Below are 22,292 nucleotides of genomic sequence, written 5' to 3' on the forward strand. Positions count from 1 at the left end.
GGGAAGAGGCATCACGGTAACGCTCGGGGCAACTGGTTCAGGCGCGTGGCCACGTCGAGCATGCGGTTGGCGAAGCCCCATTCATTGTCGAACCAGCACAGCAGCTTCAGCAGGCGACCACCGGCCACCCGCGTCTGGGTGGCGTCTACGATACCGGAGCGCGGATCGTGGTTGAAGTCGATGGATGCCATGGGCTCCTCGGTGTACCCCAACAGGCCAGCAAGCCTGGAGTTGCTGGCCTCCTGCAGCAGGCGATTGACAGCCTGGGCCGAGGTATCGCGCTGCACACAGATCGACAGGTCCATGGCCGAGACATTGATGGTCGGCACCCGCACATGCAGGCACTCGAAGCGCTCTGCCAGGTGCGGCATCAGGCGGTTGATCCCCCGCGCCAGGCCGGTATCCACCGGCACGATAGACTGCATGGCCGAGCGAGTCAGGCGCAGATCGGTCTGGTGGTAGGCATCGATCACGGGCTGGTCGTTCATGGCCGAGTGAATGGTGGTCGTGACACCGTGCTCGATGCCCAAGGCTTCATCCAGAATGGTCAGGATCGGCACCAGACAGTTGGTGGTGCACGATGCTGCCGAGATCACCCTGGCGGAGGCAGTCAGGTCGCTGTCATTGATGCCGGTGACGATGGTGGCGTCGACATCGCTCTCTGCGGGCTGTGAGAACAGCAGACGCCGGGCGCCGGCAGCCAGATGTCGCTCGGCGGTAGCGCGGTCCTTGAAGCTGCCCGAGCACTCCAGCACCAGGTCGATATCCAGCGCTTTCCAGGGCAGTCGGTCGGGCTCTGCCTCTGACAGCACGCGGATGGGGTGCCCATTGATGAGCAGGTGGCCATCGCGGCTTTCCACACTGCCAGGAAAGCGACCATGGGTCGTATCGTAGCGAGTGAGGTAGGTAATGGTATCGAGGCCCGATAGCTCATTGATGGCGACCACTTCCAGGGAAGGGTCATTGCGCTCGATGAGGGCTCGCAGGACGCACTGGCCAATGCGACCGTAGCCATTGATGGCAATACGCTGGGCCATGGGGCTCGACACTCTCCTGAGTGGGATGGACACAGGCGCGAGAGTCTATCTCAAATCGGCCCCCACGTCGCGGCTACTGGCCGCTTGTGGCGTACCCTGAGGTAGTGAATCGTTTCAGCCAGCAAGGCCTGTCAGCTCCCAGGCCAATGGCATCAGCAAGGCCGTCAGTACGCCGGTCAAGGTCATGCCGAGCGATGCAAAGGCGCCGGCGGTGGGGCCCAGTTCAAAGGCACGCACCGTACCGATGGCATGGCCGTTGATACCCAGCGCCAGGCCCAGCAGACGCTGATCGGTGATCCTGAACACCTTGCCCAGCAAGCTGACACAGGCCGTTGCGGCGACGCCGGTGATCAGCAGGCCCCCCATCAAGATCGACACGGAGCCTCCCAGGCGCTCTGTCACCCCCATGGCAATAGGGGCGGTCACGGACTTGGGGGCCAGCGAGGCCAAAAGCTCCGGTGGCGCCCCCAGCGACCAGGCGATGGCCAGCGCATAGAAGGCGGCCAGCACCGTAGAGATGGGCAAGCACACCAGCAGTGGTTTCCACAGCGCGCGCACGTGGTGCATCTGCTGATAGAGCGGCACGGCCAAGGCGACGGTGGCGGGGCCCAGTAGGAGCATCAGCCACTGTGCTCCTTCGCGATAGTCCGCGTAGTCGATGGAGCCCCCTTTCAGCAAGGCAGCAAGCAGCAGCGAAGCCAGCAATACCGGGGGACACCATCCCGGCGAGCCCAGGCGTTTGAACAGGGCCATACCCGCGAGATAAGCGCCAATCGACAGCACGATGGCCAGCATGGGCATGCTCAGGTAATCCGTGATGGACAGGCTCATGGGGTATTCCTGAAGGGAGCAGACGGCGTGTCTTGGGGAAGCAGGCGCTGCATCAGCCACAAGGTGCTGGCCACGCTAAGCAGGGTACCCAGCGTCAGCGCCAGGCCGACCGCCAGCCAGTAACCGGCCAGCTGGTCGAAGACCCAGAAGACGCCGACCACGCCGGGCATGATCAGCATCGCCAGCAGCATGATCAAAGGTTGTGCCGCCGCAGCAATGTCGGCGTGCATTCTGCCACGCGCCAGCAGGAAGCCCGTCATCAGCATCAACCCCACGACGCCGGGGGATAGTGGCAGCTGTCCGACGCCTGTTGCCAGGTCGCCAGCCAGCCAGAACAGGCAAAGCCACAGGAAACCTCGTAGAACCGATGTATTGAGCGCCGCCATATCATTCCTCAAGTGCGTCATGTCACTGACTGGGGCCAATGGAAATGAGCCATTGTGCCGATAACTGACACCCGGGTCAGCTTTGGGGGCTCTCGTTCGTGATGCTCTTCCGCTACCCTGTTGACGTTGACCTTTACCGACCGCCCGACGGATTCGGGCACGACAGGGAGATGCATGATGAGTGATATTGCCAGCTGGCTGGGCGCCGAGGCAGAGGATCTGTTGACGCACGAGTGTCGTGGAATTGCCAAGGAGCAGCTGCACCTGCCCGGTGCCGACTTTGTCGACCGCGTCATGATGGACTCCGATAGGACCCCGGCGGTGCTGCGGGGCATGCAGACGCTGTTCGATCACGGCCGGCTGGGCGGCACAGGATATCTGAGTATCCTGCCAGTGGATCAGGGGATCGAGCACTCCGCCGGGGCATCCTTTGCGCCCAACCCCATCTACTTTGATCCCGCCAACATTGTCGAATTGGCCATTGAAGGGGGCTGCAATGCCGTGGCCTCTACCCTTGGTGGTCTGTCGTCGGTCGCGCGTCGCTACGCTCATCGCATTCCGATGATGCTCAAGCTCAACCATAACGAGACGCTGACCTATCCCGCCCTGTATGACCAGACGCTGTTCGCTGAGGTCGACCAGGCCTTTGACATGGGCTGCGTAGCGGTCGGTGCGACGATCTACTTTGGCTCACCGGAAAGCCGTCGTCAGATCGAAGAGATCAGTGCCGCCTTTGAGCGTGCGCACGAGCTGGGGATGGTTACCGTGCTGTGGGCCTACCTGCGTAACCCGGGCTTCAAGCATGAGGGAACGGATTATCACGTTGCCTCCGACCTCACCAGCCAGGCGGTCCACCTGGCGGCAACGCTCAAGGCGGATATCGTCAAACAGAAGCTGCCTGAGAACAACGACGGCTACCGCAAGATCGGCTTTGGTAACACCCATGAAAAGGTCTACAGCGAGTTGACCAGCGATCACCCCATCGACCTGGCCCGTTATCAGGTGGCCAACGCCTACATGGGGCGTGCCGGGCTGATCAACTCCGGGGGCGCTTCGAGCGGGGAGGGGGACCTGACCCAGGCCGTGCGCACCGCTGTCATCAACAAGCGTGCCGGGGGCATGGGGCTGATATCCGGCCGCAAGGCGTTTCAGAAGCCGATGCGCGAGGGCGTTGCCCTGCTTAATGCGATTCAGGACGTCTATCTCGCCCCGGACGTGACAATCGCCTGACGGCGACTGAGAGTGTCAGGCAGACATTGATCTCCTAACGGGCGTCTCTAGCGGCGCCTCGAGAACCCGCCAGTTCCAACAGGGACTGGCGGGATTTTTTTTGGAGGGCTTGATTTTCGTCTTTTGACACCTATGTAGCGTTTAGGGGAAACCCCCTGTCACAACGTTACTGTCGGAGGTGTTCACCATGTTTGGAGATCTCAGGCGTTTCGATGCAGAAATGGATGCTCCATTCCGCTGGATGCAACAGTGGCTGGACCAGGCGTCACCCTTCTCTTCCAGAGCGTTCTCGCCTCACCATCTTTCCACCCCGTACGGGGCAGCGGATATTCGCTCGGTGGCAGCGGATAGCTTTCCTGCCATCAACATTGGTCGTACCGATGACGCCGTGCACGTATATCTGTTTGTGCCCGGCATGGACCCCGCCTCACTGGAGCTGAGTGTGCAGGGCAACCTGCTGACGATCAGTGGTCGGCGCGAAGACGCAGCAGAACCTGCGGATGCGCCCCCGACGCGATACCGACAGGAGCGCTTTAGCGGCGACTTCAAGCGCAGCATCGCGTTGCCGGAAGGAGTCGATGTGGACCGCGCTCGGGCGTCTCACCGTCACGGCGTCTGCGAAGTCGTGTTGCCCAAGCGCGAGGAGCTGAAGCCGCGGCGCATCCAGGTCGACGCTTTGCACTGAAACGACTCGACAGGAGGACATAGCGATGAACGACGTAGCACGCCATGAACCTGCGCCGGTTTCCCAGAGTGGCTCTCCCCATGCATCACAACAGACACCGCTGCCGGCGCGCGACAAAGAACACCTGATGCCAAGGGTGGATATTCGTGAGGACGGGGAGGCCGTCGTGCTCGTAGCCGATATGCCTGGGGTGTCCAGGGACGGCGTGAGTATCGAGGTACATGACGGGGTGCTGTCCATTGAGGGCGAAATGGCACTGTCTATCCCTGATGGGATGGCCTCCCTGTATGCAGAGTACAAGGCCAGTGGCTACGCTCGGCGTTTTACTCTGAGTCCTGAACTCGACACGGATGCTATCGTGGCGAACATGGAGCATGGCCAGTTGACCATCAGACTACCGCGAAGGGCGAGTCATCAACCGCGCCGCATCGAGGTCGAGGCGGCCTAGGTCAGAGCGCCTGTGCAGCGACTCAGGCCCGTCTCTCTCGCTGCCGTGAGTCAGCTCGGTGCGGTTCAATAAAAAGGGGCACGGCGTTCGCCGTGCCCCTTTCATTTTTCGCTCACCACCAGTACGCGCTGTCAGCAGCCACACGCTGAGTGTGGAACCTGTAGCCGGACTGGCTGAGCTAAGCGCTGATGGCCTAGTCGAGCAAAGCCTTGGCGCGGGCCACCAGGTTGTCCACGGTGAAGCCGAAGTGCTTGAACAGATCGCCGGCAGGTGCCGATTCACCGAAGCTGGACATGCCGATGACGTCGCCGTCCAAGCCCACATACTTGGTCCAGTAGTCGCGGTGTCCCGCCTCGATGGCCAGGCGTGCACGCACATTGCGCGGCAGGACCGACTCTCGGTAGTCAGCGTCCTGGCTGTCGAACACATCGGTGGCCGGCATCGACACTACGCGCACCTGCTTGCCGTCGGCCTCAAGTGACTCGGCGGCTTGCATGGCCAGGGTCAGCTCGGAACCGGTGGCGATCAGGATCAGCTCAGGGGTGCCTTCACTGTCCTTCAACACGTAGCCGCCGCGCTGGATATTGGCCAGCTGGCTCTTGCTGCGGTCCTGGTGGGGCAGGTTCTGGCGTGACAGGACCAGCGCAGTGGGGCCGGCGCTGCGCTTGATGGCATGGGCCCAGGCTGCTGCCGTCTCGACCGCATCCGCAGGACGCCAGGTGCACAGGTTGGGGGTGGTGCGCAGGCTGGTCAGCTGCTCGATGGGCTGGTGGGTCGGTCCGTCTTCACCCAGGCCAATGGAGTCGTGGGTGTAGACGAAGATCGCCTGCTGGTTCATCAGCGCCGCCATGCGCACGGCATTGCGCATATATTCCATGAAGATCAGGAAGGTGGCACCGTAGGGAACGAAACCACCATGCAGCGCGATGCCGTTCATGATGGCGCCCATACCGAACTCACGCACCCCGTAGTGCAGGTAGTTGCCGCCAGGGGCTTCCGGGGTGATGGCTTCAGCGCCCTTCCAGAAGGTCAGGTTGGACGGTGCCAGGTCGGCGCTGCCGCCAAGCAATTCTGGCAGCTGAGGGCCAAGCTCGTTCAGACAGCCAAGGGACGCCTTGCGTGAGGCGATGGTGTCGCCTTTTTGCTGTGCCGCCTCAACCAGTGCTTCGCTGTTCAGTTCGCTAGGCAGCTCGCCCTTCTGACGCCGCAGGAATTCACGCGCCAGTTCCGGGTGTGCCTCCTGGTAGCGTTCGAAGCGTGCTTGCCAGTCCGCCTGGTGCTGCTTGCCGCGCTCGCAGGCATCCCAGCCCTGATACACCTCTTCGGGGATGTGGAACGGCGCATGGGGCCAGTCAAGCTGCTTGCGGGCTGCGGCGACTTCTTCCTCGCCCAACGCAGCGCCGTGACACTCTTCCTTGCCCTGCTTGTTCGGGGAGCCGAAACCGATGATGGTCTTGCAGATGATCAGGCTGGGACGATCATCCTGGGCGCGGGCCATCTCGATGGCCGCTTTGATCTCTTCGGGCTTGTGGCCGTCGACATTGGGCACCACGTGCCAGCCGTAGGCCTCGAAGCGCTTGGCAGTATCGTCGGTGAACCAGCCTTCGACCTCGCCGTCGATGGAGATACCGTTGTCGTCGTAGAAGGCGACCAGCTTGCCCAGCTTGTGAGTTCCGGCGAGGGACGCGACCTCGTGGGAGATGCCTTCCATCAGGCAGCCGTCACCCAGGAAGCAGTAGGTGTGATGATCGACGACCTCATGACCCGGACGGTTGAATTGCGCCGCGAGCGTGCGCTCCGCCATGGCCATGCCCACCGCGTTGGCCAGCCCCTGACCAAGCGGTCCAGTGGTGGTCTCGACGCCTGGCGCGTAGCCGTATTCCGGATGGCCGGCGGTCTTGGCGTGCAGTTGACGGAAGTTCTGCAGCTCTTCCAGGCCCAGGTCATAGCCGGACAGGTGTAACAGGGAGTAGAGCAGCATGGAGCCGTGGCCGTTGGACAACACGAAACGGTCGCGATCGGCCCACTTGGGATCGTCGGGGTTGTGGACGAGATAGTCGTTCCACAGTACCTCAGCGATATCGGCCATGCCCATCGGGGCTCCGGGGTGGCCGGAGTTGGCTTTCTGGACAGCATCCATGGAAAGGGCGCGAATGGCGTTGGCCAGTTCGAAACGGGACGGCATTGAGGGCTCCTCGCCTGGGGCAAAGTGTCAATCTGACGTTGGCGTGCCCGGTGTGGGCGGCGCAGCGGCGTCAAGGCTGAGCGCCGCCAGTCAAGCCCGCGGACAGCGAGGGCGAAGGGGCGGCGCAGATCGGTCGGGGACATATTGTCGCCGGAAAAGGGCGATCCATCAAATGCACGCAGCCTTGACCCTGGCCGTAGCGGCGGCCCGCAGGCAGCCGGATCGCTAGGAACAGAGCGGTCGAGCGTGTAGAATTCTGCTCCGCCAGGTCCGCGCGGAATCTGCACATTGCGCCCGCTCCAGCGGACGCTTCTGTTTCCACCTGCCAGGCCCGCCTGCCGATTATCCTACAGAGGGTCGAGGACGCCATGAGCGAATACTCCCTGTTTACCTCCGAGTCCGTGTCCGAAGGACACCCGGACAAGATTGCTGACCAGATTTCCGATGCCGTGCTCGATGCGCTCATCGCGCGGGACAAGAATGCCCGCGTGGCCTGCGAAACGCTGGTCAAGACTGGTGTCGCCATCGTGGCCGGTGAGATCACCACCTCCGCTTGGGTCGATCTCGAAGATCTGGTGCGCAAGGTGATCATGGATATTGGCTACACCTCCTCCGACGTAGGCTTCGACGGGGAAACCTGCGGGGTGATGAACCTGATCGGCAAGCAGAGTGTCGAGATCGCCCAAGGCGTGGATCGCGACAAGCCGGAGGATCAGGGGGCTGGCGATCAGGGCCTGATGTTCGGTTACGCCACCAACGAGACCGAGTCGTACATGCCGGCGCCGATTCATTACAGCCATCGTCTGGTCGAGCGTCAGGCCGAGCTGCGCAAGCAGGGCTTGCTGCCCTGGTTGCGTCCAGATGCCAAGAGCCAGCTGACCATGCGCTACGACGATACGGGCAAGCCCTGTGCCGTCGACGCGGTGGTGCTATCGACCCAGCATGATCCGGAGATCGATCAGGAACAGCTGCGTCAGATGGTTCAGCGCGAGATCATCGAACATGTGCTGCCGGCGGAGTGGCTGTCGGACAATACCCGCTACCACATCAATCCGACCGGCAAGTTCGTGATTGGTGGTCCGGTAGGAGACTGTGGACTGACCGGGCGCAAGATCATTGTGGACACCTACGGTGGCATGGCGCGCCATGGTGGCGGCGCCTTCTCCGGCAAGGACCCGTCCAAGGTCGACCGCAGCGCCGCCTATGCAGGCCGCTATGTGGCCAAGAACATCGTGGCAGCGGGGCTGGCAGAGCGCTGTGAGATTCAGGTGTCCTACGCGATCGGGGTGGCAGAGCCTACCTCTGTTTCCATCAATACCTTTGGTACAGGCCGTATCGACGATGAGCGTATCGTCGAGCTGGTGCGTGAACACTTCGACCTCCGCCCCAATGCGATTACCCGCATGCTCGACCTGCTGCACCCCATGTATCAGCTGACAGCGGCCTACGGCCACTTCGGCCGTGAACCCTTCGAGGCCAGCTATAGCTGGACCGATACCGAGGGCAAGACTCACACCGAGACCTTCACCGCCTTCCCGTGGGAGAAGGTGGATCGTGCCGATGCGCTGCGGAGTGCAGCAGGGCTGTAATGTGCCCGCTGGTGATAGATTGACGACACGCTAGCCTCCCGCCTGGTGTCCGTCATACCAAGACCCGCCCAGCCAAGCTGGGCGGGTCTTTTTTGCTCTGCCAGCGATCGGCAAGGGGCGATATCTCCAGGGCTGGGTGAATAGCTACTGACTGCGAAGAAGATGCTTACTTTCTTGCGTATTCATGTGAGCGTTTCTCCCCTTTTGTGACGACAAGATGGGGGGCAGAGTGTGATTTGGTCCCGGTTCTATTCCTTAGCAAGCATGTCCACAGTAGCCTTCGCAGCCGCCGACTAAACTGACCAGTATCCGGCCAGGTGCCAGCGTCCTCCAGGACAGAGGAACCGCCATCCAAGAGGCCCCGTCAGGCAAATGTGCTGCCTGGTTGCCCACAGCGATACGACAGGGGAATCGAACAAATGAGCCGATACCAGGAGCAGCAGAGGGTCGATACGCGCTATCCCCCAACAATGACATCATCAGTCACGTCATGGTCAGACACAGGTTCAGAGCCATGGTCAGACACATGTTCAGAGCCATGTGCAGCAAGGTCATCTCGCGAGCCTCAGGACGGCTGCCTGGAAGGCGATGCCTATCTGCAGTACCGCGAGTTGTTCTTGACCAAGCTGGCGCTTGAAGTCGCGGCGGCCTTGGCGACATTCCTGGTGACCGCCGCCGCCATCATGATGATGTTGTTGCAGCAGCAGGGCTTGCTCACGGCCGTCATCGTGATTGCCTTGAGTGTTCCAGCATTCGTGCTGGCGACCCAGCGGCTGTCGCGGCTTGCCGGCAATGTTGTCATGCCGACCCACCGGCCAGCCGGGGAGGCCTCGCTATGACGATCGCACAGCAGATATTGCTGGGTATCGCCATTGCGTCTCCGCTGCTGGGGTTGACGTGGTGGGCGGTAAAGCGGAGTGACCGGCACCTTCGGAGCCGCCAGCACGGCGACATCTGAGTCTGCGTGTAGCGCGGGGGCGATGGTGGGGCGGTTGGTGGGGCGGTTGGTGAGGCGATAGTGGGGCAATAGTGGGGCAATAGTGGGCGATCGTTCAGGACCTGCTGGTAAAGGCCACAGGTGACAAAGGCCAGCGAGTGCCTGTCTCGAATCCCGGTCTCTAAGCCCTGTCTCGGCTTGTAGTCGCTGTCTGCAATAGCTGTCGTGAAGATGTCGTGCGAGCCAGCAGGTCTGGTGTTAGTGGCCACGGAGGGCCAGTGATGCGCAGCAAGGATATCCGCGTCATCGGCGCCGTCATCCCTAGGTGGCGCGCTCTGCTCCCATGGATACTACTGCTGATGTGGTGGCCGCTGTCCGGGGCGGCCATGGCCGAATGTCCCGCGTGGTCCCACGCTATTGCCAGCGAGCAACTTGCCGAGAGAAAGCAGCGGCTCGATGCCTGGGAGCTTGCCTATCGGCAAGATGGTAGCTCACCGGTCAGTGACGATGTGTTCGACCAAGCCTGGCAGCGTTATCAGGAGTTAGGTGTCTGCTTTCCGCTCGCCGTTCCCGACGCTGCAGAGGCAGGCGCCTCGTTGTCTGTTGACGAGACGCTGTCTGTTGATGAGACGCTGTCTGACCAGCGGCTGGCACATCCGGTGGCTCATGGAGGCTTGCGCAAGGCCGAGGATATCCGCCAGGTGGAGCAGTGGCTGGATAGAGTATGCGCGGAGCCTCCGGCGACTGCCAGCGCCAGACTTGTTGCCAGCGAGGACCAGGCATTGTCTCGCGACCCGTTGTTTGACGCCGGTACCGTTGACGCTCTCTCGATTACCGCCGCGGTGGAGTTGGCAACCTCGAGGGCGAGCGGCTGTACACGAGATATCTGGATACAGCCCAAGGTCGATGGCGTCGCGATGACGTTGATCTATCGGGACGGTCAGTTGGCGGGTCTTGTCAGCCGTGGCAACCGCCATGAAGGGCGTCGCTGGACTCACCACGCTGCCATGATAGACGCCATCCCCAAGCACCTACCTGACGCCTGGTCTGCATGGGCCAATGACGGCACCCTGGTGTTTCAGGGAGAGCTGTTCGAGCGACTGTCCCAGCACGTACAGCGGACCCAGGGTGGCAGCGGTGCGCGCAACCGGATCGCCGGATGGCTGGCGCGTGATGCGCTGACACAGGAACAGGGGCAGCGTATCGGAGTGTTCATCTGGGGTTGGCCAGCCGGGCCTGACGACATGGAAGATCGCCTCGCAGGCCTTGAGGCGCTGGGCCTAGGCCTGGTAGCTCAGTACAGCTATCTGGTGTCCATGCCATCTCAGGTTGCCGACTGGCGCGATCGCTGGCATCGCACGCCGTTGCCGTTCGCCACCGATGGGGTGGTGGTGAAACGCGGCCGGCGCCCTGGCGCAGCAACCTGGACGGACCAGCCGCCAACCTGGGCATTGGCATGGAAGTATCCGCCACGGGAAGCCCTGGCGGAGGTCGCCGGCATCGACTTCCGGATCGGGCGTAGTGGAAGGATCACTCCGGTGGCACGGCTGGTGCCGGTGACCATCGACGGGCGCACGCTGAGCCAGGTCAGTCTGGGTAGCCTGGAGCGCTGGCGCCAGTGGGACCTGCGCCCTGGGGACCAGGCCGTCATTCAGCTTGCTGGTTTGATCATTCCTCAGGTGAAGAGCGTTGCCTGGCGAGCCCCCCAACGTGCTCCACTGACGCTTCCAGACCCGGCGGACTATGACTTTCTCAGCTGCTGGCATCCCACGCCTGACTGCTACCAGCAGTTTCTGGCTCGCCTGGAGTGGTTGAGCGAAGCGGCGGCGCTGGATCTGGATGGCGTCGGTGAGGGTACCTGGCGGGCACTGCTGGAGGCGGGGTTGATCGATGACCTGCTCGCCTGGCAACGGCTGACGCCACAGCAGCTGGCCCAGGTCGATGGCATCGGGCCAGTGACCGCGCAGCGTCTGTTTGACGTTTTCTCCCGTACACCTGATCGCAGCTTCAGCCGCTGGATCCGGGCGCTAGGGGCTCCCGCGAGGGGGGATCTAGACGAGAGCGATAGCTGGAGCGGGCTGTTCGCAATGACGCAGCGGGACTGGCTGGCTCGTGAAGGGGTTGGAAGCGTGGGCGCGGCGCGCTGGCGCCGGTTTGTGATGCACCCGGAGGTGCAAGCGTTGGCGCAGCAGCTGGCGGGGGTCGGCGTGGCGGGATTCGCTGAGTCCCACCCGGTGGATGATGGCGCTACCGACGTGGCAGGCACATTGGCGCAGTAGTGCGCCCTGCGGTCATCGGATCGTCACGGCCACGCCACGCCGCTGTCACCAAGAAGAGACAGGCTTTAGGGCGTCACAGGAGGATGCTCATGGCCACGTCACTGACCGCCCGTACCCTGTTTGTTTCCGATCTTCACCTTGGCACTCGCGACTGTCAGGCAGCGCTGCTGTCGCGGTTACTGCGCCGAGTTCGCCCCGAGCGCTTGTATCTGGTCGGAGATGTCATCGATCTGATCGCCATGCATCGACGCGCTGCGCTGCCTGCCGAACAGCAGCGGCTGGTAGGGCGCATCCTGCGCTTGGCCAAGGGCGGATGCGAGATTATCTATATTCCCGGAAATCATGATGCTGCGTTGCGCCAACTCTGTGGCTTGCGCATGCATAGGGTGCGTATCGAGCGTCGTGCGATCCACGAAACCGCCGACGGGCGTCGTCTGCTGGTCAGTCACGGCGACGAGTTTGATACTCACGTACGCCTGGCCCCATGGTTGATGGCCTTGGGTGATGGCATGCATCAGTTCGTGCTTTCGCTTAACCGTTGGTGCAACAAGGCGCGCAGTCTGCTGGGCTTGCCATACTGGTCACTGGCAGCCGCGGTGAAAGGCCGTATCGGTGCCGCGCAGCGGTACGTGCAGCAGTTTGAGCAGGCCGCGATCCATCAGGCCAGCCGAGAAGGTCTGGATGGCTATGTGGGGGGGCATATCCACAAGGCCGGTTTTCGCGCCCAGAATGGCGTGCTGTACTGCAATGACGGTGATTGGGTAGAGCACTGCACGGCTCTCATTGAGCGTCCCGATGGCAGTTTGGCATTGATCGATTGGGAGGGGCGTGTGATCGAGGCCGAACCCGCGATGCCACGTGCCTGCCCCGAGGGTGCCCTGGCGGGGGCCTGAGAGGGGTTGAGAAGGGTTGAGAAGGGCCGAGAGGGGCGGGCTGTTACCCGCCATCGAGAGGCACCCGTTCGCTTGCCCGGCCTGACTCAGCGTTCGTTGTTCAGGCCTCTTGGCCGACAGTGGCACCGCGGCCGCCGGTTAGCTCGCTGGCCTTTGCCAGCGTTCTGCCGGCCTCCAGCAATTCCTCTGCCAGTCGTGGGTCATTGACCGTGCGTGCCATGGCCAGACTGCCGATCATCGCAATCATCTGACCGAGCGCGCGTTTTCGCGCGTCGCTGTCCATCTCTGAGGTCCCGAGAAAGCGCTCCAGAAAGCCTTCCAGCAGGGCGGTGTAGGTGGAGCGTACCTGCTCGTCGCGCTGTGCTACATCGCTGACTAGACAGGCCAGCGGACAGGCCACCTCGTCCTTGTCGAGGGACTGACTCAGATAGGCATCGATACGCGCTTCTCGACTTTCGAGCTGCTCGAGCTCAATGGCCCCACGTCTGGCCGCATGACGAATGGCATTGGCGTAGAGCGATGATTTGCTGTCGAAGTGGGCGTAGAAGGCACCCCGGGTCAGGCCGGCGTCGGCCATCACCTCGTCGATGCTGACGGCATCGTAGCCTCGTTGGGTAAAGCAGCGGGCCGCTGCATCGAGAATGCGATGGCGGGTCTCGCGCTTGCGTTCGTTGCTCCAGGGCATGGGCGGTATCCGGCGACAAAATATGTTGTTGAACATATGGTGCCAGCGGCCATGCTGCAAGACGAGTGAGTACGACTCACACAGCAGACGTCGGCGACTGCCGGCGGTTCCGTGTCTGATAGATAGGGGAGGTTGGCATGGCAAGTGTCTACATAGTAGGTCCGTCGTTCTCGAACTTCGTGCGTAGCGTGATGCTGGTGTGTCATGAGAAGGGCATAGAGCACAGCGTTGGCCTTGAGGCCGATGGTATCTCCGTGGGGCTGCACACGCCCGAGCTGCTTGCACTCAACCCCTTCGACAAGATTCCGGTCTTGCTGCATGGCGAGCGGCGCCTCTATGAAAGTGTTGCCATCTGTCGTTATCTGGACGCCGCCTTTGAGGGCCCAGCGCTGCTGCCAACGGATATCTGGGAGCGTGCCGTGGTGGACCAGTGGTGCAGTGCATTGGCCACCCAGGTGGACCAGGCCATCGTCAGACGCTACTTGCTGGAACTGGTGTTCCCCAGGGGCGCCAATGGCCAGGTGCGTGCAGACAAACTGGGTGAAGCCACCCCGGACGCGCAGAAGATGCTGGGGATTATCGACGCACGGCTGGAGGGAAGAGACTATCTGGCGGGGAATGACTTCACTCTGGCGGATGCGCTGGCGGCCCCCATGCTGGATTACATGGTGGCCACGCCGCCTGCTCGGCCCCTGGTCGAGGCGGTCCCCCGCGTCCGCGCGTACGTGGAACGGCTAAGGGCGCGCCCCTCAGGCCAGGCGGTTCTGGTAGAACCCGTTTTTCCGGGTAGGGCCTCGGGCTAGCTCAGTCCCACCATTGCCAGCATGGCACTGAGATATAGCGGGATGACCAGGGGAGCAGCCAGGGTGGTGATGAGCACCGCCAGCGCGCCTTTTTCTGGGGCGATACCCAACTCCATGGCCACCACCACCACGTTGGCGGCCATGGGCACGACGCCGACCAGCAATAACGCCAGCGCCATATCCCTAGTTAGCCCGATGGTCAGCTGCAGCAGCACAACGGCTATCAGCATCAGCACTGGCCAGAGGGCGTAGCGTACTGCCACACAGGCGCCAATGAAACGACCGTCCAGCGAGCGCGGCGATACGCGGCCCAGCGTCATACCGATGATCATCATGCCGAGCAGGGTGTAGGTGGCAGGAAACACCGCCATGGCATCGGTGACCTCGGCGGGTACGTGAATGCCAACGCCTTCCACCAGCAGCGCTGCCAGAAACGCGTAGACCAGTGGCAGTCGGACAATCTTGAGCAGGCTGTCGCGCACTGAGAAACGCCCTCTGGCACTAAGGTAAAAGCCCACGGTGAACTCGTAGAGGGTGACGCCGAGAGCGCAGAACAGATACAGCGTGACGCCCGAGGGCGGCAGCAGCACCAGCGCTACAGGCAGGCCGAAGTAGCCGGTATTGCCGGTGCCCGCCGAGAAGGCAAGCACCGATCCCTCTTCATCTGGAAGCCAACGCTTGCCCAGTAGGTTGACTCCCATTGCCACCAGGCTTGCAATCACGAACAAGGCTGCTGTCAGCGCCAGGTAGGCGGGGGTGGGCCCACCCAGCACCAGGGCTCTGAAGAAGGTCAACGGAGCGATCAGGTAGACCAGCAGTGTCGCCACGGGGCGAGCATCCACTCTCAACATCCTGGCCGCCAGTACCCCTAATGCGACGAAGGCGAGCAGCGTCCACAGTGGGCCCATCAGTGAGCTGGGGTCGACAGCCATGAACATCATCCTTGAGTGAGTGGCGAAGCCAACATGATGCCCGTTGGCAGTGAGGGTGTCAGTAGACCATTGATGACGCCAGCCACAGGAGTCTTTAGAATTTATGGTTATCAATTTCTCTTTTTTTATATGAAAGAAATTGAAGTTCACTCGCGAAACTTTCATTGGTGGTCACGCGGTGGAGTCGTCACAATGGCGGACATCACATGATCGGGCACCCTGTGGCGGTGATCCGCCACTCGCGATAAGGACCACTGGCTATGAGCGCACAAGAGCACCCGTTGGGCATCAGCTTTGAATTTTTCCCTCCGAACACCGATGCCGGGCGGGAGAAATTGATGCGCAACAGGGATCTTCTGGCCGAGCGTAACCCGCGGTTCTTCTCAGTCACCTACGGCGCCGGCGGCTCGACGCAGAACCGTACCATCGCGACCGTCAATGCCGTGCGTGAGAGCGGTATCACCACTGCGCCGCACCTGTCGTGCATCGGCAGCGAGAAAGCCCAGCTGCGTGACCTGCTGACAGACTACAAGGCCCAGGGCATCAATAGCCTGGTGGCGCTACGCGGTGATCTGCCTTCGGGTATGGGGGGGATCGGTGAGCTGCGCTATGCCAATGAACTGGTAGAGTTCATCCGGCAGGAAACCGGGGATCACTTCGAGATCGCGGTGGCCGCCTATCCCGAGTCGCATCCTCAGGCCCCGAGCTTTGAGGCTGATCTCCAGAATTTTGCGCGCAAGATGAACGCCGGAGCGAACCTGGCGATTACCCAGTACTTCTTCACTGCGGACGCCTATTTCCATTTCGTCGAGCGAGCGCGCCAGCTGGGCGTGGAAGCGCCGATCATTCCCGGCATCATGCCGATCACCAACTACTCCAAGTTGGCGCGTTTTTCTGACGCCTGCGGGGCGGAAATTCCGCGCTGGATTCGCAAGCAGCTGGAAGCCTACGGTGACGATAGCGCGTCTATCGCGGCCTTCGGGGAAGAGGTGATCTCGCGCCTGGCACAGCGGCTGCTGGATGGCGGCGCTCCCGGCCTGCACTTCTACACCCTGAATCAGGCAGAGCCGACGCTGAAGATCGTTGATAATCTCGCCGGTCATTGACTGTCGGGTTGACCTTCGGCGCTCACATAACAACAACGCTGGACCCTTGGCCCGATGCGGGCCACCACGATAACAAGAACGAAGGCCTCGCCATTGGCGGGGCCTTCGTCGTTGGTGGGCCTCATGGCCCGTCGCGAGTGGCCAAAAGAACGCCCCGCCAGATGGCGGGGCGAGGGTTAGTTGACGTCACATCGGTGCACTGCGCGTGTATCAGCCAGTCGTGGCACTTCTGGCGCCACCGCCGCTGGCGCGCTGCATGAAGAACAGGCCGATGGCAATGGCAAGACCCGCCAGGTCGGTGACGATGCCGCCGTAGATCAGGCACAGGGCGCCCACCAGCATCACCAGGCGTTGCCAGGCCTTGACCGGACCAAAGAACCAGGCTTGCACGGTAGCTGCCAGCAGCACGATACCGATGGTCGCAGTGGTACCTACCCTGAGGATCTGCGCCCAGTCGCCTTCCATCAGCATGGCCGGGCTGTAGAAGAACATGAACGGCACGATGAAGGCCGCCAGGCCGATCTTGAACGAGGCCACCGAGGTCCCCATGGCGTTGTCACCGGAAATGCCTGCTGCGGCATAGGAAGCCAAGGCCACGGGCGGCGTGATGGCAGACACCACGGCAAAGTAGAACACGAAGAAGTGGGCGACCAGCGGCTGAATGCCGATATCGATCAGGCCGGGGGCGACCACCGATGCAGCCACCGCATAGGCCGCCGTGGTGGGCATGCCCATGCCCAGCAGGATCGAGATGCACATGGCAAAGAACAGCGCCAGCAGCTGACTGACGCCGGCCAATCCAAGCAGCAGGGAGGAGAAGCGAGCACCCACACCGGTCAGCGCGATGACCCCGACGATGAGGCCGGCGCAGGCACACACCGCGATGATCTGGATCGACATGGTGCCGGCCAGGCTCAAGGCGCGAAGGATGGAGCGTATTCCCATCTTGTGCGGCGACAGCCAGCTGACGACAGCCGCGGAAGCGGTGGCCAGGGTGCCGGCACGGATCACCGAGTAGCCCATGAACAAGGCCACGATCAAGATGATGATCGGAGCAAACAGGTAGACCTGCTTGATCAGCGATGAGAACTGGGGAATTTCTTCCTTGCGCATGCCACGCATGCCCTTGCGGGCCGCCTCGAAGTCAACCATGAAGTAGACGGAGGCAAAGTACAGGATGGCAGGAATCAGCGCCGCCACCGCGATCTCGGTATAGGGAATCCCGGTGATCTCGGCCATGATAAAGGCCCCTGCACCCATGATCGGCGGCATGATCTGGCCGCCAGTAGAAGCAGCGGCTTCGATGGCGCCGGCACTTCGTGCGGGGTAGCCGACCTTCTTCATCAGCGGAATCGTAAGCGAGCCGGTGGATACCACGTTGCCGGCACTGGTGCCGTTGATCATGCCCATCAGGCCAGAGGCAAAGATCGAGACCTTGGCCGGGCCGCCGCGCGCACGACCGGCACCGGCGAAGGCAAAGTTGACGAAGTAGTCGCCGACCTTCGACGCCTGCAGGAAGGCGGCAAAGATGATGAACAGGATGATATAGGTCGATGACACGGCGGTCGTCGGCCCCAGAATGCCAGCATCGGTGTAGACCTGGCTGAAGAAACGTCCGAGTGACAGCCCGGGATAGCCGAGGAAGCCCGGCAGCCACGGGCCCATGAACACGTAGGCCAGGAAGATCGCCGAGATGACGACCAGGGCCAGACCGGCGACACGGCGGGTGAGCTCCAGGATCAGCAGCGAACCGGCGATGGCTGCCCAGCTGATACCCATGGGGGCAAATGAGGTGCCGGTCGAGGCGCGCAACGGACTGTTGAAGACCACCAGCAGGTAGCCTGCCACGGCGGCGGCACAGACCATCAGCACCACGTCAGCAAGCAACAGCTGATGACGCGCCTGGCGAGGAATCCATGACAGCGCGATGGCCCCCAGGGTGGCGATGATCAGGGGGGCGCCGTAGTGCCAGTTTTCGATGGCAGGATCGATGCGCATGGCGCCGCCTGCCATGGTCTGCTGCATCAGCACCGTCTGCAGCAATGCGTAGGCGGCAGGCACCAGCAGGACCAGAGCAATAATGCTGGCCCAGCGGGGGGCGCCGTCCTGGCCCTCCTCAACGAAGCGGGAGCCGGTATACAGGCCAAAGCCGAGGATCAGGGCGCCGGCGATATGGATAATGCGGAACGACCAGGTCTCGATGGGATAGATATTGAGGGAGACCAGGTGAAAGACGGTATAGGCCACGGCCAGAATGCCGAATAGCCACCACTTGCCGCCTTCGAACAGACGACGATTGGGTTCGACGGCTTCGTCGTCGACGCCCGAGGCGACGATGGGTTCGACCGGAGTGTCGGTCGCCTGCTCGTCGCGGGGAGAATCGGGGGTGTGAGTCATGGAGCGATACCTTGGGAAACGAACGACCGGCCAGTGCCCCGCCCGCAGCCAGGCTGCGGGCGGGTAACAGCGTTACTGCTTGACCAGAGACGGATCGATCTCGTAGCCGTTTTCTTCGTACCAGCGCGCGGCGCCGGGGTGGAACGGCAGCACGGTGTTGTACTGAATGTTGTCAGGGATGGTGGTGGCGGCACTGCGGTGTACGTCCAGCATCTTGTCGTTGTTTTCCATGGTTACCTTGGTGACCTCGTAGACAAAGTCTTCCGGCAGGTCACAGCCAGCGATGGCGAAGTTCCACATGGACACCGCACGGGCATCTTCCTCGAGGGTCGTGTAGGTGCTGGCCGGGATCTGGAAGGCCGAGACCGGGAAGGCCTCGAGGATCTGCTGCTGCTCTTCCTCGGTGAATTCGATGATGTTGACGTCCGTCTGCACTTCGAGCTGGCTGACCGCAGGGATCGGAATGCCGGCGGCAAAGGCAATCACGTCGAGCAGGCCGTCCTGCAGCTGACCGCCAAGGTCAGACCAGCCTCCGTTGCGGCGATCAAAGTTGACGCCCAGCTCTTCCAGAATGGCCGGGAAGTAGGTGTCGGAGGTGGAGGCTGCCGGGCCGAAGCCGATACGGGCGCCGTCGGGAATCTCGGAGATTGAGGTGATGCCGCTGTCGGACAGGGCGGTGATGGAGAACGGAGTCTCGTACATCGGGAACAGGGCACAGACGTTGTCCATCTGGATGCCAGGGGCCAGCGGGCTCTTGCCGTTCACCGCGTCGGAAGCCGGACCCATGGTGGTCAGGCCGAAGGCGACATCGCCACCGTGTACCAGAGCCAGGTTCTGGGTCGGGCCGCCGGTGACTTCGCCGCCACCGGACAGACCGAGCTGGTCAGCGACCAGGTTGGCCCAGCCGGAGCCGTAGACGAAGTAGGTGCCGCCTTGGCTCGCGGTGCCAACGGTGAAGCTCTCAGGCCAGTCTTCGCGATCTGCCTGAGCAGCAGCGGAGACCAGCAGGGTGCCGGCAAACGTGGTGGCGAGGACGCCGGTGAGGAGGCGAGTGGAGGTGCTCATGCAATGTCTCCCAATGCGATGGACGTTGTGATTATGGGTCGTGATGACGGTGCTGCGATCTCAAGCGTAGTCAGAGATGACGAAATGAGATGGCAGTTGGCCGTCAGTCGGTCAACGCAATAAACATCGCAAGGGGTGTGCCTTTTTAATAAAAGGCTAATAAATTCAGTTTTTTATGATTTTTTATTTAGACAATAGTCGAAAACGCTGTGACGCCTCATGTCCGATATCTCGCACGGATGGCCGAAGTGGGTGTGCGGAAATCCGCATGTTGGCCTAGGCCCGGCACGTCCTGGCGGCGTAGTGATCTACCAGGACGGTGGCAAGGGGTCGGGACGGGGTATCCTGCAGTGCTTTTCAGTTCCGCTTTCTGGGTCAGTACCGCTTTCCGGGTCAGTGGCGCTTGCCGGGATCGAGAATGCGCACTGGCTGAATCTCTTCTGCCGCTGGGGCGTCGTGTTCCTGATTGACCCGTGTCGCCAGCTCCTCGAGCACGTCGTCTTCGATCGGCAGCTGCTCGAAGAAGTCACAGCTGACGCATTCTCTGTAGCGCACGCCGTTCTGCTCCCAGGCGCGGATGCGGTCCATTTCAGCACAGCGTGGGCAGACCACGCCGGCGATGAAACGTTTCTTTACGGTCATCGTTGTCTCCGTATAGGGCGACGCCTCCGCAAGATGCGGAGGCGTCGATGGTCACGGGTATCAAGCGGCGCGAATACCACTGTGGCGTAGCAGCGGTTCGATACTGGGATCGCGACCGCGGAAGGCCTTGAACAGGTCCGCGGCGTCACGGGCTCCACCCTGCTCAAGGATTTCGCGGCGGAAGCGAGCACCGGTCTCGGCGTCAAAGGTGCCGGCTTCCTCGAAGGCACTCCAGGCATCGGCGGACAGCACTTCTGCCCACTTGTAGCTGTAGTAACCTGCCGCGTATCCGCCGGCGAAGATGTGACCGAAGCTATTCTGGAAGCGGTTGAAGTCGACTCTGGGGACCACCGATACCTTCGCTCGCACGTCATCCAGCAGCGCCTGAATCTCCGCCGCGCTGGGCGCCGCTGGTTCCAGATGCAGGCGGAAGTCGAACAGCGACAGCTCTACCTGGCGCAGCAGACCCATGGCGGACTGGAAATTCTTGGCTGCGATCAGCTTGTCGAACAGCTCGTCAGGCAGCGGCTCGCCGGTCTCGACATGTCCAGAGATCAGGTCAAGCCCCTCACGCTCCCAGCAGAAATTCTCCATGAATTGGCTAGGCAGCTCGACGGCGTCCCAGGCAACCCCATTGATACCGGAAACATCGGCAACGTCCTGGCGGGTCAGCATGTGATGGAGACCATGCCCGAACTCATGGAACAGCGTGGTGACCTCATCGTGGGTCAGCAGTGCCGGCTTGTCGCCGACCGGGCGGGTGAAATTGCAAGTCAGGTAGGCCACCGGCAGCTGCAGCTCACCGTCGCGGCGACGGCGAACACGGCATTCATCCATCCAGGCCCCGCCTCGCTTGCCCTCGCGAGCATAAAGGTCGAGGTAGAAGCCGGCGATGGGGGCGCCGTTTTCATACAGCCGGTAGAAGCCCACATCTGGGTGATAGGTGGGAGCGTCGCTGTCGCGCTCGACCTGCACGCCGTAGAGCCTTTCCACCACGCTGAACAGGCCTTGAACCGCCTTGGGGGCCGGAAAGTAGGGACGCAGCTGCTCCTGGGAAATGGCGTAGCGCGCTTCACGCAGCTTCTCGCTGGCAAAGCCGATGTCCCAGGGGGCCAGAGCCTCCAGACCCAAGGTGTCCTTGGCGAAGGCATCCAGCTCGCTGAATTCCTGCTGGCCCTGGTCCAGCGCGCGCTCGGCCAGGTCGTCGAGGAAGCCGACGACCTGGCTGGGGCTGTCGGCCATCTTGGTGGCCAGTGAGTAGTCGGCGTAGGTCGCAAACCCCATCAGTTCGGCCATCTCGCGACGCAGTGCGAGGGTTTCTTCCATGATCGGGGCGTTGTCATATTCGCCGGCATTGGGCCCCTGGTCCGAGGCACGAGTGACGAAGGCGGTGTACACCTCTCGGCGCAGTTCGCGGTCCTCGGCATAGGAAAGCACCGGGAAGAAACTGGGGAAGTCGAGGGTGATGCGATACCCCTTCTTGCCCTTGGACTCAGCGTTGGCTGCCAGTGTATCGAGGGCGCTCTGGGGCAGCCCCCCCAGACGGCTGTCGTCCTCGAGGTCCAGCGACCAGGCCTGGGTAGCATCCAGCAGCTGATTGGAGAAGGTGCTGGACAGGCTCGAGAGGCGTGAGCGGATTTCCGCCGAGCGCTGCTTTTTGTCGGCCGGCAGGTCGACGCCTGCCAGGCGAAAATCACGCAGTGCGTTGTTCACGGCGCGTTGCTGGGCGTCACTGAGGGTCGCGAAGTCTGGACTATCCTTGAGCGCCTGCCAGGCACGAAACAGCCCTTCATGCTGGCTGATCCAGGTGCTGTAGGCGGAGAGCTTCTCGAGACAGCCATCGTGAGCCTCACGCAGCTCAGGGGTGCTCATGGTCGAGTTGAGGTGGGAGACCGGCGACCAGGCCTGTGCCAGGCGATCGCTCAACTCCTCCAGTGGCGCCGCCAGGCTGGCCCAGGTGGGCGTCGCTTGCTCGGCTTCAGCCACCAGTGCTTCGACACCGTCGCGCAGCTCCTCAAGCAAGGTGTCGACCGCCGGGGCGACATGCTCAGGGCGAATCTCACCGAAGGGCGGCAGGGTGTGGCGTTCAAGCAGCGGGTTGCGGGACATGTGCACCTCTCGAATTCGACAATGGTTCAGTAAATGCGGGCGACTGTCGCCTG

Annotated in this window: 20 protein-coding genes; 10 read left to right on the forward strand and 10 right to left on the reverse strand. The window is 62.2% G+C overall.

Translation table 11 applies throughout. From position 1 onward, the window contains the following. Nucleotides 1–11: 11 nt before the first annotated feature. The 3 genes from KUV45_RS03110 to KUV45_RS03120 form a co-directional block, all read right to left on the reverse strand. Complete coding sequence (locus tag KUV45_RS03110) at nt 12–1,037, reverse strand: type I glyceraldehyde-3-phosphate dehydrogenase (RefSeq protein ID WP_206942519.1); 1,026 nt, start codon at nt 1,035–1,037, stop codon at nt 12–14. Between the two features lie 114 nt (nt 1,038–1,151). Further along, nucleotides 1,152–1,868 (reverse strand): LrgB family protein, encoded by a 717-nt coding sequence (locus KUV45_RS03115; RefSeq protein WP_206942521.1) that lies wholly within the window; start codon nt 1,866–1,868, stop codon nt 1,152–1,154. Continuing rightward, the gene (locus tag KUV45_RS03120; RefSeq protein WP_222162132.1) at nt 1,865–2,254 is read right to left on the reverse strand and encodes a CidA/LrgA family protein; all 390 of its coding nucleotides are present in this window, start codon (nt 2,252–2,254) and stop codon (nt 1,865–1,867) included. The genes KUV45_RS03115 and KUV45_RS03120 overlap by 4 nt, the downstream gene beginning before the upstream one ends. 177 nt (nt 2,255–2,431) lie before the next feature. On the opposite strand from KUV45_RS03120, the gene KUV45_RS03125 reads away from it, so the two are divergent. From KUV45_RS03125 to KUV45_RS03135, 3 genes are all read left to right on the forward strand, one after another. Further along, entirely contained in the window at nt 2,432–3,484 is a 1,053-nt protein-coding gene (locus KUV45_RS03125; RefSeq protein WP_206942525.1) for a class I fructose-bisphosphate aldolase, read from the forward strand. 187 nt (nt 3,485–3,671) lie between these two features. After that, entirely contained in the window at nt 3,672–4,169 is a 498-nt protein-coding gene (locus tag KUV45_RS03130) for an Hsp20/alpha crystallin family protein (RefSeq protein ID WP_222162131.1), read from the forward strand. Between the two features lie 25 nt (nt 4,170–4,194). Next, the gene (locus tag KUV45_RS03135) at nt 4,195–4,617 is read left to right on the forward strand and encodes an Hsp20/alpha crystallin family protein (protein ID WP_222162130.1); all 423 of its coding nucleotides are present in this window, start codon (nt 4,195–4,197) and stop codon (nt 4,615–4,617) included. A 193-nt stretch (nt 4,618–4,810) separates the two neighbouring features. Here the strand turns inward: KUV45_RS03135 and tkt are convergent, their stop codons facing one another. Further along, nucleotides 4,811–6,802 (reverse strand): transketolase, encoded by a 1,992-nt coding sequence (gene tkt / locus KUV45_RS03140; RefSeq protein ID WP_206942526.1) that lies wholly within the window; start codon nt 6,800–6,802, stop codon nt 4,811–4,813. Nucleotides 6,803–7,170: 368 nt separating this feature from the next. Here tkt and metK point away from each other — a divergent pair, with 368 nt between their 5' ends. The 5 genes from metK (at nt 7,171) to KUV45_RS03160 (ending at nt 12,500) form a co-directional block, all read left to right on the forward strand. Next, nucleotides 7,171–8,391: a methionine adenosyltransferase gene (gene metK / locus KUV45_RS03145; protein WP_206942528.1), complete on the forward strand. Its 1,221-nt coding sequence runs from the start codon at nt 7,171–7,173 to the stop codon at nt 8,389–8,391. Nucleotides 8,392–9,008: 617 nt separating this feature from the next. After that, complete coding sequence (locus tag KUV45_RS03150; RefSeq protein ID WP_206942530.1) at nt 9,009–9,230, forward strand: hypothetical protein; 222 nt, start codon at nt 9,009–9,011, stop codon at nt 9,228–9,230. Further along, nucleotides 9,227–9,349, forward strand: coding sequence for a hypothetical protein (locus KUV45_RS20265; protein WP_261315831.1), 123 nt, complete (start codon nt 9,227–9,229; stop codon nt 9,347–9,349). Before KUV45_RS03150 ends, KUV45_RS20265 begins: the two co-directional genes overlap by 4 nt. A gap of 260 nt (nt 9,350–9,609) precedes the next feature. Further along, entirely contained in the window at nt 9,610–11,607 is a 1,998-nt protein-coding gene (gene ligB, locus KUV45_RS03155; RefSeq protein ID WP_222162129.1) for an NAD-dependent DNA ligase LigB, read from the forward strand. 89 nt (nt 11,608–11,696) lie between these two features. Then, complete coding sequence (locus KUV45_RS03160; RefSeq protein WP_222162128.1) at nt 11,697–12,500, forward strand: UDP-2,3-diacylglucosamine diphosphatase; 804 nt, start codon at nt 11,697–11,699, stop codon at nt 12,498–12,500. A gap of 100 nt (nt 12,501–12,600) precedes the next feature. On the opposite strand, the gene KUV45_RS03165 is transcribed toward KUV45_RS03160, so the two are convergent. Beyond that, a complete protein-coding gene (locus KUV45_RS03165) occupies nt 12,601–13,185 on the reverse strand; it encodes a TetR/AcrR family transcriptional regulator (RefSeq protein WP_222162127.1) in 585 nt (194 codons plus the stop codon). A 137-nt stretch (nt 13,186–13,322) separates the two neighbouring features. Between KUV45_RS03165 and KUV45_RS03170 the strand changes: the two genes are divergently transcribed. Next, nucleotides 13,323–13,988 carry a glutathione S-transferase family protein gene (locus KUV45_RS03170; protein ID WP_222162126.1) on the forward strand — a complete coding sequence of 222 codons (666 nt, stop codon included), beginning with the start codon at nt 13,323–13,325 and terminating at the stop codon, nt 13,986–13,988. Here the strand turns inward: KUV45_RS03170 and KUV45_RS03175 are convergent. Beyond that, entirely contained in the window at nt 13,985–14,920 is a 936-nt protein-coding gene (locus KUV45_RS03175; protein ID WP_222162125.1) for an AEC family transporter, read from the reverse strand. The two genes, KUV45_RS03170 and KUV45_RS03175, sit on opposite strands and share 4 nt — an antisense overlap. Nucleotides 14,921–15,180: 260 nt before the next feature. Here KUV45_RS03175 and metF point away from each other — a divergent pair, with 260 nt between their 5' ends. Next, on the forward strand, nt 15,181–16,026 hold the full coding sequence (gene metF / locus KUV45_RS03180) for a methylenetetrahydrofolate reductase [NAD(P)H] (RefSeq protein WP_206942538.1): 846 nt from the start codon (nt 15,181–15,183) through the stop codon (nt 16,024–16,026). Between the two features lie 210 nt (nt 16,027–16,236). Here metF and KUV45_RS03185 read toward each other — a convergent pair whose 3' ends face one another. From KUV45_RS03185 to prlC, 4 genes are all read right to left on the reverse strand, one after another. Continuing rightward, the gene (locus KUV45_RS03185) at nt 16,237–18,423 is read right to left on the reverse strand and encodes a TRAP transporter permease (protein WP_206942539.1); all 2,187 of its coding nucleotides are present in this window, start codon (nt 18,421–18,423) and stop codon (nt 16,237–16,239) included. 72 nt (nt 18,424–18,495) lie between these two features. Continuing rightward, the gene (locus tag KUV45_RS03190) at nt 18,496–19,488 is read right to left on the reverse strand and encodes a TAXI family TRAP transporter solute-binding subunit (protein WP_206942540.1); all 993 of its coding nucleotides are present in this window, start codon (nt 19,486–19,488) and stop codon (nt 18,496–18,498) included. Between the two features lie 393 nt (nt 19,489–19,881). Then, nucleotides 19,882–20,130: a YheV family putative zinc ribbon protein gene (locus tag KUV45_RS03195; RefSeq protein ID WP_206942541.1), complete on the reverse strand. Its 249-nt coding sequence runs from the start codon at nt 20,128–20,130 to the stop codon at nt 19,882–19,884. Nucleotides 20,131–20,190: 60 nt separating this feature from the next. Next, nucleotides 20,191–22,239, reverse strand: a complete 2,049-nt coding sequence (gene prlC / locus KUV45_RS03200; RefSeq protein ID WP_222162124.1) for an oligopeptidase A — start codon at nt 22,237–22,239, stop codon at nt 20,191–20,193. Nucleotides 22,240–22,292 lie beyond the last annotated feature (53 nt).

Origin of the sequence: Halomonas sp. DP3Y7-2 (assembly GCF_019800795.1) — a bacterium.
In the GTDB taxonomy this organism is placed as follows: Bacteria; Pseudomonadota; Gammaproteobacteria; order Pseudomonadales; family Halomonadaceae; genus Halomonas; species Halomonas litopenaei_A.